The 14,870-nt window shown below is 65.2% G+C and carries 14 protein-coding genes; 6 read left to right on the top strand and 8 right to left on the bottom strand.

The features are described 5' to 3' along the window. Positions 1-228: 228 nt before the first annotated feature. Positions 229-1,698, bottom strand: coding sequence for an esterase-like activity of phytase family protein (locus FJ950_RS05445; RefSeq protein WP_140615669.1), 1,470 nt, complete (start codon positions 1,696-1,698; stop codon positions 229-231). A 305-nt stretch (positions 1,699-2,003) separates the two neighbouring features. Between FJ950_RS05445 and FJ950_RS05450 the strand changes: the two genes are divergently transcribed. The 3 genes from FJ950_RS05450 (at position 2,004) to FJ950_RS05460 (ending at position 4,209) form a co-directional block, all read left to right on the top strand. Further along, entirely contained in the window at positions 2,004-2,204 is a 201-nt protein-coding gene (locus tag FJ950_RS05450; protein ID WP_246681279.1) for a glycine cleavage T C-terminal barrel domain-containing protein, read from the top strand. A gap of 13 nt (positions 2,205-2,217) precedes the next feature. Further along, positions 2,218-3,771 (top strand): trimethylamine methyltransferase family protein, encoded by a 1,554-nt coding sequence (locus FJ950_RS05455; RefSeq protein ID WP_140615671.1) that lies wholly within the window; start codon positions 2,218-2,220, stop codon positions 3,769-3,771. A gap of 123 nt (positions 3,772-3,894) precedes the next feature. Next, on the top strand, positions 3,895-4,209 hold the full coding sequence (locus FJ950_RS05460) for a hypothetical protein (protein WP_015317239.1): 315 nt from the start codon (positions 3,895-3,897) through the stop codon (positions 4,207-4,209). 31 nt (positions 4,210-4,240) lie between these two features. On the opposite strand, the gene FJ950_RS05465 is transcribed toward FJ950_RS05460, so the two are convergent. Continuing rightward, complete coding sequence (locus tag FJ950_RS05465; protein WP_140615673.1) at positions 4,241-7,012, bottom strand: UvrD-helicase domain-containing protein; 2,772 nt, start codon at positions 7,010-7,012, stop codon at positions 4,241-4,243. A gap of 256 nt (positions 7,013-7,268) precedes the next feature. Between FJ950_RS05465 and FJ950_RS05470 the strand changes: the two genes are divergently transcribed. After that, positions 7,269-9,584: a glucose/quinate/shikimate family membrane-bound PQQ-dependent dehydrogenase gene (locus FJ950_RS05470; protein WP_140615675.1), complete on the top strand. Its 2,316-nt coding sequence runs from the start codon at positions 7,269-7,271 to the stop codon at positions 9,582-9,584. A 34-nt stretch (positions 9,585-9,618) separates the two neighbouring features. On the opposite strand, the gene FJ950_RS05475 is transcribed toward FJ950_RS05470, so the two are convergent. Next, positions 9,619-10,053 (bottom strand): hypothetical protein, encoded by a 435-nt coding sequence (locus FJ950_RS05475; protein WP_015317242.1) that lies wholly within the window; start codon positions 10,051-10,053, stop codon positions 9,619-9,621. A gap of 9 nt (positions 10,054-10,062) precedes the next feature. Then, positions 10,063-10,224 carry a hypothetical protein gene (locus FJ950_RS29450; protein ID WP_181171126.1) on the bottom strand — a complete coding sequence of 54 codons (162 nt, stop codon included), beginning with the start codon at positions 10,222-10,224 and terminating at the stop codon, positions 10,063-10,065. Positions 10,225-10,477: 253 nt separating this feature from the next. Between FJ950_RS29450 and FJ950_RS05480 the strand changes: the two genes are divergently transcribed. Continuing rightward, positions 10,478-11,365, top strand: coding sequence for a dienelactone hydrolase family protein (locus tag FJ950_RS05480; RefSeq protein ID WP_140615677.1), 888 nt, complete (start codon positions 10,478-10,480; stop codon positions 11,363-11,365). Between the two features lie 9 nt (positions 11,366-11,374). On the opposite strand, the gene FJ950_RS05485 is transcribed toward FJ950_RS05480, so the two are convergent. From FJ950_RS05485 to FJ950_RS05495, 3 genes are all read right to left on the bottom strand, one after another. Next, positions 11,375-11,821, bottom strand: a complete 447-nt coding sequence (locus FJ950_RS05485; protein ID WP_015317245.1) for a response regulator — start codon at positions 11,819-11,821, stop codon at positions 11,375-11,377. Beyond that, on the bottom strand, positions 11,818-12,924 hold the full coding sequence (locus tag FJ950_RS05490) for a histidine kinase dimerization/phosphoacceptor domain -containing protein (RefSeq protein ID WP_181171081.1): 1,107 nt from the start codon (positions 12,922-12,924) through the stop codon (positions 11,818-11,820). The genes FJ950_RS05485 and FJ950_RS05490 overlap by 4 nt, the downstream gene beginning before the upstream one ends. Positions 12,925-13,109: 185 nt before the next feature. Next, a complete protein-coding gene (locus tag FJ950_RS05495) occupies positions 13,110-14,033 on the bottom strand; it encodes a DMT family transporter (RefSeq protein ID WP_140615681.1) in 924 nt (307 codons plus the stop codon). A gap of 89 nt (positions 14,034-14,122) precedes the next feature. Here FJ950_RS05495 and FJ950_RS05500 point away from each other — a divergent pair, with 89 nt between their 5' ends. Beyond that, on the top strand, positions 14,123-14,602 hold the full coding sequence (locus FJ950_RS05500; protein WP_140615683.1) for an Lrp/AsnC family transcriptional regulator: 480 nt from the start codon (positions 14,123-14,125) through the stop codon (positions 14,600-14,602). Here FJ950_RS05500 and FJ950_RS05505 read toward each other — a convergent pair. Beyond that, the gene (locus FJ950_RS05505; RefSeq protein WP_015317249.1) at positions 14,599-14,796 is read right to left on the bottom strand and encodes a hypothetical protein; all 198 of its coding nucleotides are present in this window, start codon (positions 14,794-14,796) and stop codon (positions 14,599-14,601) included. The two genes, FJ950_RS05500 and FJ950_RS05505, sit on opposite strands and share 4 nt — an antisense overlap. Between the last annotated feature and the right edge of the window lie 74 nt (positions 14,797-14,870).

The following is a 14,870-nucleotide window of genomic DNA, read 5'->3' on the forward strand; positions in this document are numbered from 1 at the left end:
GCAAGAACGTCGTCCGGCTGCGTGCGCTTATGAACCAGGACATCATCGACCTCCCGCTCAGGTCTTCGTGCGGCCCAACCTGTCGGCAGCCGGCAAGATCATGGCCGTGTCGAGCAGGACGGCCGAGCCGATCGATGCCGGCGTGCCGAAGGACGCGGAATTCCTGAAGTAGGCCTTCACCACCTGCTCAAGCGGACGCGCCAGGCGCGCCCGCTTGAGCAGTGATCGTTACTTCTTGCCGAGACCTGGCAGCGTGACCTGATAGACCAGGAACATGGTGTCGACATCGGCGCCGTCGTCGGCCTTGTAAGGCGCGCCGACCTGGAAGCCGTCCTGGGCGAGGAAGTCATTGTCGTTGCCGACGAACAGGAAATAGTCGTCGGGCAGCTTGGGATCGAGGACGCTGGCCAACGACATCGCTTCCCACTTCTCCGAAAGCTCGTTGTGGTCCTTCGCGCCGCCATTGTGCAGGCCGAAGTGGCCAAGCGCGGTGGCGTCGTTGATGTCTATGAACGGCGTCAGCTTGGCCGGCGTCACCGAGGGATCAAGCACGCCCTTGGGGGCGACCGGCTTGTCGGCCGCGTCGAAGGCGCCGCCCGCGATGTCGGTCGCGCCGGAGACGTCGACGATGTTGATCTGGCGGTAGAGCGAAGCGTCACCCTTCTTCAGGCCCTGGCCGTTGCCGCTGTCGCGCGCCAGCATCAGGAAGGACGTGGCCGAAAGCGCCACGATCTCGCTCTGCGCGGCGATTTTGGTCTTGCCCTTGGCATCCTTGAACACCGGCAGCGGCACGACATATTCATGCGCGAGCTTCAGATGGGCGAGGTCGGAGGCATCATAGACCAGCGCCCGCGTGTTCTGCCGTGTCGAGGGTGAATCGCCGCCATCCTGCCGGGGCGCCGACTGCAGCACGGCGATCAGGAACTTGCCGTCCGGCGTCATCGCCATGCCTTCGAGGCCCTGGTTGTTCTGGCGCCCGGTTTCGGGATCCTTCGGATCAGGGTCGGCGGCGCCCGGGCCGGGATTGTCGGAGGAGAAGTTCGGCGCTCCCTTGCGCATCGGCACGAGAGCCGCAGGCGGCTGGGTCGCCGACATCAGGCGGCCTTGCGCGGAGAACCTGTAGATGTTGGGGCCGTACTCGTCGGAGATGAACATCGAGCCGTCCGGCAGCCGCACGATGGCTTCATTGTCGAGCGCGAGCTTGCCATTGGTGGCGACGGGCAGCATGGGCATGTCGCCGGCCGCGGCGCGTACGTCCGACAGCGGATCGAGGCCGGTGGCATCGGCGTCCTTGTCGTCGGTGAGAAGCATGGTGTCGGCAAGCGTCGCCTTGACGCCCGTCTGCTCCTGGCCGGCTGCGGGAGCAGCGCCCGGCGCGACAGGCGTGAACTCGATGGCAATGGTGTTGAGGCGCGGCCGGTAGTCGGTGGTGCCGGCGACATTGTAGCCACGGTCGGGCAATAGCCAGAGCGATCCCTTGTAGGTGCCGGCATCATGCGTCCAGCCCGAAATGTCGATCGCCATGCCCGAGCCCGAGCCGAAGGTCTCGCCGAACTTGTCGCGCTGGTCGGCCGGGATGCGGCCGACGCCGACGAGGCCCTTGTTGATGTAGGCCACGCCATCGGCAAGCGCCGGGGTGAGGGCGGTGAACAAGGCCAGCGCGACGCCGAGCGAGGCGGTTCGGTGCAGGTGTTTCATGGACAATCCTCTTTGTGACGAAGCACGCCGGAGCGGCCGAAGGAAAAATGAAAAAGAGGTGCCGCATCGATGATGCCGCGCGTGCCTCCCCGAAAGCGATCTAAGGCGTCAACATGATGCTTGCGTGACAGTGGGCGACACGGGTCAGCCGGTATCTCCATGTGCTGATAAAAAACGCTGGAGAGCGGGAATTGGTGACCTCCCATGGAGCGTGCTTGGCGTACTAGACACTTATGTCTAGTACGGATATGATGCCGGCTTCGAACTGACCGGGAGGGGAAGCTTCGAAGCCGCACTATCGCGCAGTGGTCATCGGGGGTGGCGTTGTCGGCGCCTCGGGCGGATTTGGCTACACGATCGGCAAGAGCGTCGCGCTGGCGTTGGTGGACGACGATTTCGCCGGGGAGGGGATGGCGCTTTGCGTGCACATTGTCGGCGTCGAACGGACGGCGCGGGTCATCGCGGCTTCGCCCTACAGTCCCCAGGGCAGGGCGATGCGGCAATGAGGAGGAGTTTCTGATGGTCGATGACGCTGCACGGGATACAAGGCGCGAACGCCGGCGGGGACGCATGGGCGAGGCGGGCAGCGAATCAAGCCGCAAGCCCAATTACCGGTCGCTGAAGAATCCGTTCCTGCCGCAGCCGATCTTTTCCGACGACCAGGTGGCGTCGATCCACGGCACGGCGCTGCGCGTGCTGGAAGAACTGGGCATCAAGGTGCTGCTGCCCGAGGCGCGCGAGGTGCTCGCCCGCGCCGGCGCCCTGGTCGACCCCGACACCGACATGGTGCGTATAGGCCGCGACATGGTGGCGGTAGCCTTAGCCTCGGCGCCGCGATCGATCCACGCTTATGCCGGAGCGCGCGATCGCGACCTGTCGCTCGAACTGGGCTCGATGACATTCCTGGCGGGCTCCGGCGCGCCCAATGTCACCGATCTCGAGCGCGGCCGGCGGCCCGGGACGCTGGTCGCCTTCGAGGAGTTGATCAAGCTGGTGCAGCATTTCGACGTCTTGCACATGCTGGGGCCGTGCATCGAACCGCAGGACATCGACAATCGTTTCCGCCACTATGCCGTCAACCGGGCGCAGCTGACCCTGTCGGACAAATTCCCGTTCGTGTTCGCGCGTGGCACGCCGCAGGTCGATGACAGTTTCGAGATGATCAGGCTGGCGCGCGGGCTGTCCGAGGACGAGTTCCGCTCGGGCGCGCATTGCTACACCGTCATCAACACCAACTCGCCGCGCCAGCTCGACATTCCGATGGCGCAAGGCATCATCGATTTCGCCAAGGCGGGCCAGGTCCTGATCATCACGCCGTTCTGCCTGGCCGGTGCGATGGCGCCGATCACCGTGGCCGGCGCGCTGACCTTGCAGCATGCCGAAGCGCTGGCCGGGCTGACGCTGGCGCAGATCGTGCGGCCGGGCGCGCCGGTGGTCTACGGTTCCTTCTCCTCCAATGTCGACATGAAATCGGGCGCACCGGCCTTCGGCACGCCGGAGCACGTGAAGGCGACACTGGGTGCAGGCCAGCTGGCGCGCTTCACCGGTCTGCCCTGGCGCTCGGGCGGCGGCAGCGCGGCCAACATTTCGGACGCGCAGGCCGCGCACGAGACGCAGTTCGCGCTATGGGGCTCGGTGCTGTCGGGCGCCACCGTCTGCATCCACGCGGCCGGCTGGCTGGAAGGGGGCTTGAGCGTTTCCCTGGAAAAGCTGGTCACCGACATCGAGGCGCTGCAGACGGTCGCGGAACTTTGTGCGGCGACCCCCGGCGACGACGACGCAATAGGCTTCGAGGCGATCGCCGAAGTGCAGCCGGGCGGCCACTTCTTCTCGGCCGGCCACACCATGGCGCGCTACCGCACCGCCTTCTACGAGCCGCTGGTGGCCGACTGGTCGAATTTCGGCAACTGGACGCAAAGCGGCTCGAAGACCGCCACCGAACGCGCCACCGGCATCTGGAAGCGCACCCTTGCCGATTTCGAGCCGCCGGCCGCGGCGGCCGCCACGTCAGGCGTGCTCGACGCGTTCATCGCGCGGCGCACGGAAGAGGGCGGCGCTGCGCCGGTGTCGTGAGATAGTTCGCGGATCCATCATCCCGAATTGTGGCCGTGATCCCGGAACCCGCGGCGCGTCCCACGCATTCATGGATGCGGGCCAATGCCTGGCTCCATCCGCGAGCCGTTGAGGGAGGACGACATGGGTTTCGACCAGTACCACGAACCGCCGGAAGAACTGTCGCAGGAAGTGCGGACCTTTGCCCGCATGATCACCTCGCTGATCGAGGAGGCGGAAGCGATCAGCTGGTACGAACAGCGCATGTCGGTCGAGAAGAACCCGCAGGCCAAGGCGATCATGAAGAACGCGCAGAGCGAGGAGTTCAAGCATTTCGGCATGGACCTCGAATTCCTGCTGCGCCAGAAGACGGACTGGCGCGTGGAACTGAAGGAAATCCTGTTTACGACGGGCGATATCGTGAAGGCCGGGGAGCGGGGCGAGAAGAAGGTGGATTGAGGCGGGACGTCAGCCTTCGAGGCTGGCAGCCTCACACTGGCAGCACAAACCCGTCCAGCACGCGCTTCTGGCCGGCCTTATCGAAGTCGATGGTCAGCTTGTTGCCCTCGATGGCTGAAATGTTGCCGTTGCCGAATTTCTGGTGGAAGACGCGGTCGCCGACGCTAAAGGCGGACGGCGTGTCGGAGACGGATTTGGCGACCAGTTCACCGTCTATGGTGCGGCCTTTGACGCTGGTGCGGCCGGCGCCGTAGCCGGAGTCTGTTTCCCCATAGCCGATGCGTTCGACCTGATGGCCCGAACGCGTGCCCCAGTTGCGGTCGGTCGCCTCGGTGCGGTTGGCCTGCGCACGCTGCCAACCCGGCGTCGAATAGGTGTTAGAGAAGGCGCCGGATTTTTCCCCGCCGCCCGAAGTGCCGCCGATATTGTCGAAGCGCGAAGCGCCATAGGGGTTCTGTCTTCCTGCCCCCTGGCCGCCGCCGCGGCCGGATGCGAACGAGCCGCCGCCATAGGGATTGCCGTAGCCGCCATAGGAGTTGCCGGCTTCGGCGACCTCGACATGGGCTTCCGGCAGTTCCTCGAGAAAGCGCGACGGGATGGTCGATTGCCAGAGCCCGTGGATGAGGCGGTTGGAGACGAACCAGATATGCAGGTTCTTCTTGGCCCGCGTCAGCCCGACATAGGCGAGCCGCCGCTCTTCCTCGAGCCCGGAGCGGCCGCCTTCGTCGAGTGCGCGCTGATGGGGAAAGAGGCCTTCTTCCCAGCCGGGCAGGAAGACGGTCTCGAATTCGAGGCCCTTGGCCGAATGCAGCGTCATGATGGAGACGGCATCGAGCCCGGCATTCTGCTCGGCATCCATGACCAGCGCGACATGTTCGAGGAAGGAGCGCAGCGATTCGTACTCCTCCATCGAACGGATCAGTTCCTTCAGGTTCTCAAGCCGCCCCGGGGCTTCCGCCGAGCGGTCGTTCTTCCACATGTCGGTGTAGCCGCTCTCCTCGAGAATAGTCTCGGCGAGTTCGGTGTGCGGCGTGGTTTCCAGCGCCTTTTGCCAGCGTTCGAAATTGGCCGCGACCTCGCGCAGCGCGGCGCGCGGTTTCGGCTTCAGCTCGTCGCTTTCCGCCAGTGTACCCGCCGCCTCCAGCATCGGGATGCGCAAGCCGCGCGCGGTGTCGTGGATCTGGCGGATGGTCGCTTCGCCCAAGCCGCGCTTGGGCACATTGACGATGCGCTCGAAGGCGAGGTCGTCGGTGCTGTTGGCGACGACGCGGAAGAAGGCCAGCGCGTCGCGGATTTCCATGCGCTCGTAAAAACGCGGACCGCCGATGACGCGGTAGTTAAGGCCGAGCGTGATGAAGCGGTCCTCGAAGGCGCGCATCTGGAAGGACGCGCGGACCAGGATCGCCATGTCGTTCAAATTGTGCTTCTGGCGCTGGTAGGCCTCGATGGTCTCGCCGATGGCGCGGGCTTCCTCCTCCGAATCCCAGGCGGCGTGGACGTTGACCTTGCCGTCCTCCGGATCGTTGCGGTCGGTGAACAGCGTTTTGCCGAAACGGCCCTCATTGTAGGCGATGAGATGGGAGGCGGCGCCCAGTATGTGCGCGGTCGAGCGGTAATTGCGCTCCAGCCGGATGATGGTGGCGCCCGGAAAATCCTTGTCGAAGCGCAGGATGTTGTCGACCTCGGCGCCGCGCCAGCCATAGATCGACTGGTCGTCATCGCCGACGCAGCAGATGTTAACTTTGTTTTCGCTCACGGGCTGTTCCGCGCCTGCCGGCGCGGGCCCTCCGCGGGGGCCTCGCAACGGCTCGGACGCCCGGTCGGACTTGCGGCCTTCGGCCGAAACTGCTGAATCGTCCTCTGGAGTTGCGGGTCTATAGCCACCCGCGTCCGTTCCATCCGAAACACCGGAAAAACTTGGAACGCGCCCACCCGGAGAACCACTTCGCGCTGGTTGTGATCCGCTCGGCCTTTGCGCCAAGAGACGCAGCCACATGTATTGGGCAGTGTTGGTGTCCTGGTACTCGTCGACGAGGATGTATTTGAACCGCCGGTGATAGTCCTTCAGCACATCGGGATTGGCGCGGAGGATGCGGATCGGGTGGCAGAGCAAATCGCCGAAATCGCAGGCGTTCAGCGTCTGCAGCCGCTCCTGATAGGCCTTGTAGAGCTCGCGGCCCTTGCCGTTGGCGAAGCTGCGCGCATCGCCCTCGGCGATATCGGCCGGACCCTGGCCCTTGTTCTTCCAGCCGTCGATCATCTGGGCGAACTGTTTCGCGGGCCAGCGCTTGTCGTCCAGGCCCTCGGCCTGGATCAGCTGCTTGATCAAGCGCACGACGTCGTCGGTGTCGAGGATGGTGAAGTCGGACCTCAGGCCGGCAAGCTCGGCGTGGCGGCGCAGCAGCTTCACGCCGATCGAGTGGAAGGTGCCGAGCCACGGCATGCCCTCGACATTGCCTTCGCCGATCAGGATGCCGATGCGCTGTTTCATCTCGCGCGCGGCCTTGTTGGTGAAGGTGACGGCCAGGATCTGCGAGGGGAAGGCCCTGCCGGTGGCAAGGATGTGGGCGATGCGGGTGGTCAGCACGCGCGTCTTGCCCGTGCCGGCGCCGGCCAGCACCAGAACCGGGCCTTCGGTGGTCTCCACGGCCAGCCGCTGCTCGGGATTCAAGCCCCTGAGATAGTCGGGCGCATTGTTTTGGCCGCCGCGGGCAGCCATGGCGCGCGCGGCAATGCCCGACGGGGCCGTGGGCCGCGCATTGGGTTCGTCGAAAAAGGGCATGTCTTCGGAAAAGCCGGACATCTCCCCCGAATGTAGTGATTCGGGAGGGAAAGACCAGAACTGTCTACGTTTTGTTCCGGTAAAGTGCCCGATACGGCGGCTTCACCGATATGGGAACCGCCGTTGTGGAACAATCCCAGGCGGAACGAGGTTGCTGCCCGCGGGCTCGCGACCTACGCTTGACAGGCGCCGCGGTCGGGAGAAAGTTGCCGGGGCAACACGCAATGCGGGTTGCCCTAGGCCGCCCCACGCGCGCAACAGTCGAAGGAGTATCATCTTGGCTGTCACCATCACCTCCCTCATTCTCTTCCTCCTAGGCCTGGCGCTTGGCGCCGGCGGCATCTGGTTGGCTTCGCTGGGCGGCAGTTGGTACTACATCATCGTCGGTCTCGCCTTCCTGGTCGCCGCCTGGCTGCTCTACCGGCGCCGTTCGACGGCGCTCTGGCTCTACGCGGCGATCGTGCTCGGCACGCTGGCCTGGGCGGTCTGGGAAACCGGCTTCGACTGGTGGGAGCTCGGCCCGCGCGGCGGCATCATCGTGCTGGTGGCGTTGTGGCTGCTGACGCCGTGGGCGCGGCGCGGCCTTGCCGGTCCGGACGGGCGAGCACCTTTGATCCTTGCCGTGCTGGCATCGCTGGCGGTGGCCGGCTATTCGATGACCACGGACCCGAAGGACATCGGCGGCGCGCTCGACACCGACAAGGTGATCCCCAACGCCAATCTCGGCGGCGATGTGCCGGCGGGCGAATGGCACTATTACGGGCGCACGCAGTTCGGCCAGCGGTATTCGCCGCTCGACCAGATCACGCCGGAAAACGTCGCCAACCTGAAGCCGGCCTGGACCTATCGCACCGGCGACGTCAAGGGCCCCGACGATGTCGGCGAGACCACCTATCAGGTGACACCGCTCAAAGTGGGCGACACGCTCTATATCTGCACGCCGCACAACTTCGCCATCGCCGTCGATGCGGCGACCGGCAAGGAGAAGTGGCGCTACGATCCCAAGATCAAGCTCGACAAGGACCGCCAGCACCAGACCTGCCGTGGCGTCTCCTATTATGCCGACGCAGCGGGCGCCGCCGGCCAGCCCTGCGCGGCGCGCGTCTACCTGCCGACCTCGGATGCGCGGCTGATCGCGCTCGACGCCGCCAACGGGCAGGTTTGCCCGGCCTTCGCCGAGGGCGGCACGCTCAATCTGTTGACGGGCATGCCGTATCCGAAGTCGGGCTATTACTACTCGACCTCGGCGCCGCTGATCGCCGGCGGCAAGATCATCGTCGGCGGCGCGGTGAACGACAATTATTCGACGCAGGAGCCGTCCGGCGTCATCCGCGCCTATGATGCGAGCAGCGGCAAATTGCTGTGGAACTGGGATTCCGGCAATCCGGACCAGACGACGCCGCTGCCGGCCGGCCAGACCTACACCGCCAACTCGCCCAACATGTGGTCGACGCCGAGCGCCGACGAGAAGCTCGGCCTGCTCTACGTGCCGCTCGGCAACCAGACGCCGGACCAGCTCGGCATGGGCCGCAGTGCCAATGTGGAGAAATTCTCCTCCTCGATCACCGCGCTGGACCTCAACACCGGGCAGTTGAAATGGGTGCGCCAGACCGTGCACCATGACCTCTGGGACATGGACGTGCCGGCGCAGCCGAGCCTGATCGACATCACCAAGGCGGACGGCTCCGTGGTGCCCGCGCTGGTCGGGCCGACCAAGCAGGGCGACCTCTATGTGCTCGACCGGCGCACCGGCGAGCCGGTCATCCCCGTCAAGGAAGTGGCGGCGCCCGGCGGCGCCATCGAGGGCGACCACACATCGCCGACGCAGCCGGCGTCCGACCTTTCCTTCAACCCGCCGCCGCTGACCGAGCACGATATGTGGGGCATCACCATGTTCGACCAGCTGGCGTGCCGCATCGCGCTTCACAAATTGCGCTATGAAGGCCGCTACACGCCGCCTTCGCTGCAGGGATCGCTGGTTTATCCCGGCAATTTCGGCACGTTCAACTGGGGTGGCGTGGCGGTCGATCCGGTGCGGCAAGTGATGTTCGGGATGCCGACCTATCTTGCCTTCACGTCGCGGCTGGTGCCGCGCGCCGACGTGCCGCCCCCAGGCGACACCAAGGGCAGCGAGCAGGGGCTGAACCGCAATGACGGAGCGCCCTATGCGGTGGTGATGGGACCGTTCCTGTCGCCACTCGGCATTCCGTGCCAGGCGCCGCCCTGGGGCTACGTCGCGGGCGTCGATCTTCGCACCGGCGCGATTGCCTACAAGCACCGCAACGGCACCGTCTACGACATGACGCCGCTGCCGTTGCCGTTCAAGGTCGGGGTGCCCGGCATTGGCGGGCCGATGATCACCGCCGGCGGTGTCGCCTTCCTGGGCGCCGCGGTCGACGACTATCTGCGCGCCTATGACCTGACGTCAGGCAAGCAGCTCTGGCAGGCGCGGCTGCCGGCCGGAGGGCAATCGACGCCGATGACCTACACCGTCGCGGACGGACGCCAGTTCGTGGTCATCGTCGCCGGCGGCCACGGCTCGGTGGGCACCAAGCCGGGCGATTACGTGATGGCCTACGCGCTGCCGAAGTAGGCAGGCGGGGTTACCGGGTCCGGCGAGCCGACGATCAGCCGAGCCCCAGATGGCTCTTTAGGCTCGGCACCGAGCCAAGCACTTGGTTGGTCAGATCGGGGCCCGCGGCCGCCTCGGCCTGCTGGACAAGCGTCTCGCCAGCCTTCTGGATCTGCGCCAAGTCGAGGCCGGAGGCCTTGAGCGCCGCGAGGCCGTTGACCAGCGCGCCGGCCTTTTCGCCGAGAACACCGCCAAGCGCGCCCTGCAGCGACGACAGGAAGCCGCCACCGCCGCCGGCCGGGGCGGCCATGACGTCATATTTCTGCGCCAGCGCATCGGCGCCCGGAATCTTGGCGAAGAAGGAGGAGGCGCTGGTGCCTTCGGCCTCGTGCTCGAGCACCGAGAAAATGGTGCCGACGACCTTTTCGGTCGTGGCCTGGTCGAGACCGGCCTTCTGCGAGACGGTGTTCACGATGTCCTGAACGTCCATGACTTCACCTCAACTTTGGGTTTTCAAGTTCGCGGGCTGGCGCTTGCGGCTGCGGACCCTGACCATGGACTTGCGGCTTGCCGCGACAACGGCCGCGCGCATCGCCAGAACGGCCGCCACTGCTGCCACGAAGGCGGTTGCCAGGATCGGCGAGGGCATGGTCATCGGCATTGTTCCTTTCAGATCGGGCCTATAGGACCGAGGGCGGCCGGCCAGCCAGCCAGTTTCCCCCACTATTGTGGCAGCGCCATCAAGATTTGTCACCGATGACAAAAACGTGATGATCCTCGGCCGACCGGCCGACCGGCCGACCGGCGGCCGCGAGGCAGCGAGATGTCACGCTCCGGTGACTGGACGATGAGAGGCTCGCCCCTATCTTGCGACCGGCAAGGACACCGCAGTCGCGACGAGATCGGGGAAGCCCATGGCCGACGTCACCACCAAACCCGTCATCACCCAGGCGATGATCGATGCCTATGATGAATACACGCATCTGACGCTGGATCGCCGCCGCTTCATGGAGCAACTGACCAGGCTTGCCGGATCGGGCGCGGCGGCCGCCGCGATCGCGCCGATGCTGGCGGCGAACTCGGCCCAGGCGGCGATCGTCGCCGACAACGATGCCCGCGTGAAGGGTGAGGACATCACCTATCCCGGCAGCGGCGGCGAGATGAAGGGCTATCTGGTCAGGCCCGCGAACCAGGCCGGCAAGCTCGGCACGGTCATCGTCATCCATGAAAACAGGGGGCTCAACCCGCATATCCGCGACGTCGCCCGGCGCGTGGCGCTGGAAGGGTTCGTGGCGCTCGCGCCGGATTTCCTGTCGCCGCTCGGCGGCACGCCCACTGACGAGGACAAGGCGCGCGACATGTTCGGGAAACTCGACCCGGCGCAGACCGTGGCCAATGGCGTGGCGACGGTCGCCTTCCTCAAGGGCGACAGGGACGGCAACGGCAAGGTCGGCGCCATCGGCTTCTGCTGGGGCGGCGGCGCGGCCAACATGCTGGCCGTCAATGCGCCCGACCTTGCCGCGAGCGTCGCCTATTACGGCATGCAGCCGAAGGCCGCCGACGTCTCGAAGATCAAGGCCGCGTTGCTGCTGCACTATGCCGGCCTCGACGAGCGCACCAATGCCGGCATCGATGCGTTCAAGAAGGAACTCGATGCCGCGCATGTCGAATACACGGTCTATGTCTATGAAGGCGCCAACCATGCCTTCAACAACGACACCTCGGCGGCGCGCTACGACAAGAAGGCGGCCGACCTCGCCTGGGGCAGGACGATCGCCTTCCTCAAGCAGAAGCTGGCATGACCATCGCCTTCAGGCCGCCGGCGCCCAGATCGTCTTGAAGGCCGGCGACAGGGTGAAGCCCGCCGGGCGCTCCGATTTCGGCGGCGGGCGCCGCACGCCTTCCTGCAAATAGCGCAGGGCAGAGGTCAGCCCGTTCATCGTGTAGGGCTTGGCGATGACGCCGATCGCACCGGCGAAGTGGTCGGGGATGCGCTTCGGGTTGGCGGTCATGAAAATGACCATCGAGTTCTTTCTGTCGCCAATATATTCGGCAACGTCGATGCCGGTCGGGCCGTCGGTGAGATGGATGTCGACAAAGGCGATATCGGCCTGCGTGGTATCGACCATGTCCTTTGCTTCGGCGAGCGATGTTGCCCAACCGACGACGCTGTGCCCGGCGTCCTCGACCAGGCTCTCCAACTCCATGGCCAGCAGCGCCTCGTCCTCGACGATCAGGACCTTGAGCGGTTCAATCATGACAGGTTCCCTTTGTGCTGTGGTCCATTGGGCATCGAGATGACAACGCGAGTGCCGGGACCGGCATCGCGCCACTCGATGTCGGCACGCAATTGGCGGGCAAGCGACTTGATCAGCCGCATGCCGAAGGAGGCGTCGCCACTGGCGCCCGCCATGCCGACGCCGTCATCCGAGACCTCGATGTTCAAATGGCCGTCCGGCTGGCTCATCTTGATGCCGATGCTGCCCGATCTCGTGCCGTCGGGCCTTTCCTTGAAGGCATGCTTGAGCGCGTTGGTGACGAGTTCGTTGACCATCAGCGCCACCGGCGTCGCCTTCTCGGCCGGGACGACGACGGGCTCGAGATCGAGTGTCGGGTTGATTTCCGAACGTCCCGAAGCAGTCAGCAGGTCGGAGATGAGATCCTTGGCGAAGTCGGAAACATCGAACTTGCTGACATCCTTGGACTGGTAGAGCCGGCGGTGCACGGTGCTGAGCGCCTCTATGCGCTCCAACATCGTGCCAAGCGAGCGCTTGAGGTTCGCGTCGGAGACGGTGCGGCTCTGCATGAGGATAAGCGAGGAGATCATCTGCAGATTGTTCTTCACCCGATGATCGACCTCATGCAGCAGCGTGGTCTGCGCCTCAAGCGCCGCTTCGAGCTCAGCCGTGCGTTCCTTGACGGCCTTTTCGAAACGCTCCTTGTCCGCGGTGATGCGATTTTCCCAGAGCTTCCGGTCGGAAACATCGAGTTGCGAGGCGAAGAAGAACTGCATTTCGCCTTTGTCGTTGGAGACGGGGCTTATGTAGAGCGCGTTCCAGAAGGTCGACCCGTCCTTGCGGTAATTCAGGATATCGACACTGATGTCGGTTTCATCGGCGATCGCGGCGCGTATCTGAGCGATCGCTTCCTTGTCGCTCTCCGGCCCCTGCAGGAAGCGGCAGTTCCTGCCGAGAACCTCGTCGCGCTCATAACCCGTCAGGCGCAGGAAGGCGTCGTTTGCAAAGACGATCGGATTGTCTTGCCGGCGCGGATCGGTAATGATCATCGACATGCGCGTGGCGCGGATGGCCGCCGCGAAGGGGTCGCCCTTGCCGTGCTCGACATGAAGGTCGTCGGTCATGTGCCATGCGTCCGCCGGCTCCCTGGTCCGTTTCCGTTCCATAGCGTCGCTCCAAGCCATTTTTCGCGGGAGACAACGGCTCAAAGTAGAATTTGGTTTCAATCTCGGCTGGCCTGTTGCAGTTCGTCGCAGGCGGGAACCGATGGAGGCTTTCCGCAACCGACCGCGAGGAAGGGGTTTCCCGGCTAGCCAGCCGAGGCCGGCCTGTGAAGCGCGACGCCGGCCACGACCAGCGCGATGCCGAGGCAATCGGACGGACCGGGTACCTGGCGCAGCACGACGACGCCGATCAGCGTTGCGGTGACCGGCAGCAGCGACAGCATCAGCGCGAAACTCGCACGCGGCAACCGCGCCATGGCGAGCTGGTCGCATACGTATGGAATGACCGACGAGCAGATGCCGACGCCGATGGCGGCGACGAGCAGCGGCGGCGACAAAAAGGCGGGCAGGGCGTCGGCGAAGCCAACGGGCAGCACGACGCCGAAAGCGACCGGCATGGCCGCACCCAGGCCGGCGATGCCGTCGCCGGCGCCCGCGCGGGCGACACGGTGGCCAAGCACGATGTAGCCGACAAAGAGCGCGCCGTTGAGGAAAGCCCAGACCAGCCCGACCGGGTCGGTTGACCATTTAACGTGGATCAGCAGCAAGGTGCCGGTGACAGCGACGGCAAGAGCGGCCAGATTGCGGGCGCTTCTGAGGCCGGCGAGCGCGACGCCGATGGTGCCGGCGAATTCGATCGCCGCCACCAGCGAGATCGGCAGGCGGTCGAGCGCCAGGTAGAACGAACAGTTCATCATCGCCAGGCAAGCACCGAAGGCAACGAGCAGGAGCCGCGTCGGAGGATCGGCGCTGGCGAAGGTTCGCCATGGGCGGGTCAATGGCGCGAAGACCAGCGCCGCGGTGGCTATGCGCAGCCAGGCCATGCCGAGCACGCCGACTTGCGCAAAAAGCAGCACGGCGAAGGCCGGGCCGAGATAATGAAAGACAGCGCTGACAGCGAACCAGATATGAGGCGGCAATCTTGTCGCGAGCCCGGCGAGCGCGGGGCCTGCAAAGGCCGGGGTGGCAGCGGCAGGGCTGGTATGCGGGGCTTGCCTCTGGTCATCCATGGGATCAGTATCGTAGCCGATCCTCCCTATTCATATGGATGATGACCAGATTGACCAATCATTCCTTTCCCGGAAGCAAGGAGTTTTCCATGAAACGCCTTCGAAACGAAAATGCCGACATCGACGCGGCCGACATGAAGATCCTGCGCCTGCTGGAAGAGGACGCGCGCATCAGCACCGCGGAGTTGGCCCGTTCCGTCGGCCTGTCTGCGCCGAGCGTGGCGGAGCGCATCAAGCGGCTGCAGGAGAACGGCGTGATTGAGGCCTATTGCGTCAGGATCAACCCGGCGGCGCTTGGCCTGAAACTGTCGGCGTGGCTGCGCATCCGGCCGGTGCCTGGGCAATTGTCAGTCGTGGCCGAGATCATCCGTGAGTTGCCGGAGATCGCACAATGCGACCGGGTGACCGGAGAGGACTGTTTCATCGCGCTGGCGCATGTCGGCTCGGTCGCCGAACTCGAACGGGTGATCGACCGCATCATCCCCTATGCGATGACCAACACGGCGATCATCCAGTCGTCGCCGGTGATCGCGCGCTCACCGCTGGCGGCGATCAGGCAACGGCGCTAAGCGTGGCCGCGCTTCAGGCGGGCGCGCTTCAGGATGCTGCGCCAGCGGATCATGTCGAACGGGATCGGTTCGTTGTTGTTGGCGATGTGAAAGATCTCGTTGTCGACATTCTTGAGCGAACGCCAGAAATCGTAGTCCGATATGCGCGGATCGGCCGCCAGCCTGTCCACCTCGACCTTGATGTCGGTTTTCATGCACGTTCCTCGAACCGGCTTCGCCGCGCCGCCCGCTAAAACAACCCTGTGCGGACGTTTTCGACCGCTCCGCT

Origin of the sequence: Mesorhizobium sp. B2-3-14, assembly GCF_006442175.1 — a bacterium.
Lineage (GTDB): Bacteria > Pseudomonadota > Alphaproteobacteria > Rhizobiales > Rhizobiaceae > Mesorhizobium > Mesorhizobium australicum.

What these genes read in the sequence shown, in the direction of transcription:
- FJ950_RS05480 (WP_140615677.1), top strand. Translation starts at nt 10,478, where the DNA reads ATGGCCGACGTCACCACCAAACCCGTCATCACCCAGGCGATGATCGAT.
- FJ950_RS05495 (WP_140615681.1), bottom strand. Translation starts at nt 14,033, where the DNA reads ATGGATGACCAGAGGCAAGCCCCGCATACCAGCCCTGCCGCTGCCACC.
- FJ950_RS05485 (WP_015317245.1), bottom strand. Translation starts at nt 11,821, where the DNA reads ATGATTGAACCGCTCAAGGTCCTGATCGTCGAGGACGAGGCGCTGCTG.
- FJ950_RS05475 (WP_015317242.1), bottom strand. Translation starts at nt 10,053, where the DNA reads ATGGACGTTCAGGACATCGTGAACACCGTCTCGCAGAAGGCCGGTCTC.
- FJ950_RS05500 (WP_140615683.1), top strand. Translation starts at nt 14,123, where the DNA reads ATGAAACGCCTTCGAAACGAAAATGCCGACATCGACGCGGCCGACATG.
- FJ950_RS05455 (WP_140615671.1), top strand. Translation starts at nt 2,218, where the DNA reads ATGGTCGATGACGCTGCACGGGATACAAGGCGCGAACGCCGGCGGGGA.
- FJ950_RS05445 (WP_140615669.1), bottom strand. Translation starts at nt 1,698, where the DNA reads ATGAAACACCTGCACCGAACCGCCTCGCTCGGCGTCGCGCTGGCCTTG.
- FJ950_RS29450 (WP_181171126.1), bottom strand. Translation starts at nt 10,224, where the DNA reads ATGCCGATGACCATGCCCTCGCCGATCCTGGCAACCGCCTTCGTGGCA.
- FJ950_RS05465 (WP_140615673.1), bottom strand. Translation starts at nt 7,012, where the DNA reads ATGTCCGGCTTTTCCGAAGACATGCCCTTTTTCGACGAACCCAATGCG.
- FJ950_RS05490 (WP_181171081.1), bottom strand. Translation starts at nt 12,924, where the DNA reads ATGACCGACGACCTTCATGTCGAGCACGGCAAGGGCGACCCCTTCGCG.
- FJ950_RS05460 (WP_015317239.1), top strand. Translation starts at nt 3,895, where the DNA reads ATGGGTTTCGACCAGTACCACGAACCGCCGGAAGAACTGTCGCAGGAA.
- FJ950_RS05505 (WP_015317249.1), bottom strand. Translation starts at nt 14,796, where the DNA reads ATGAAAACCGACATCAAGGTCGAGGTGGACAGGCTGGCGGCCGATCCG.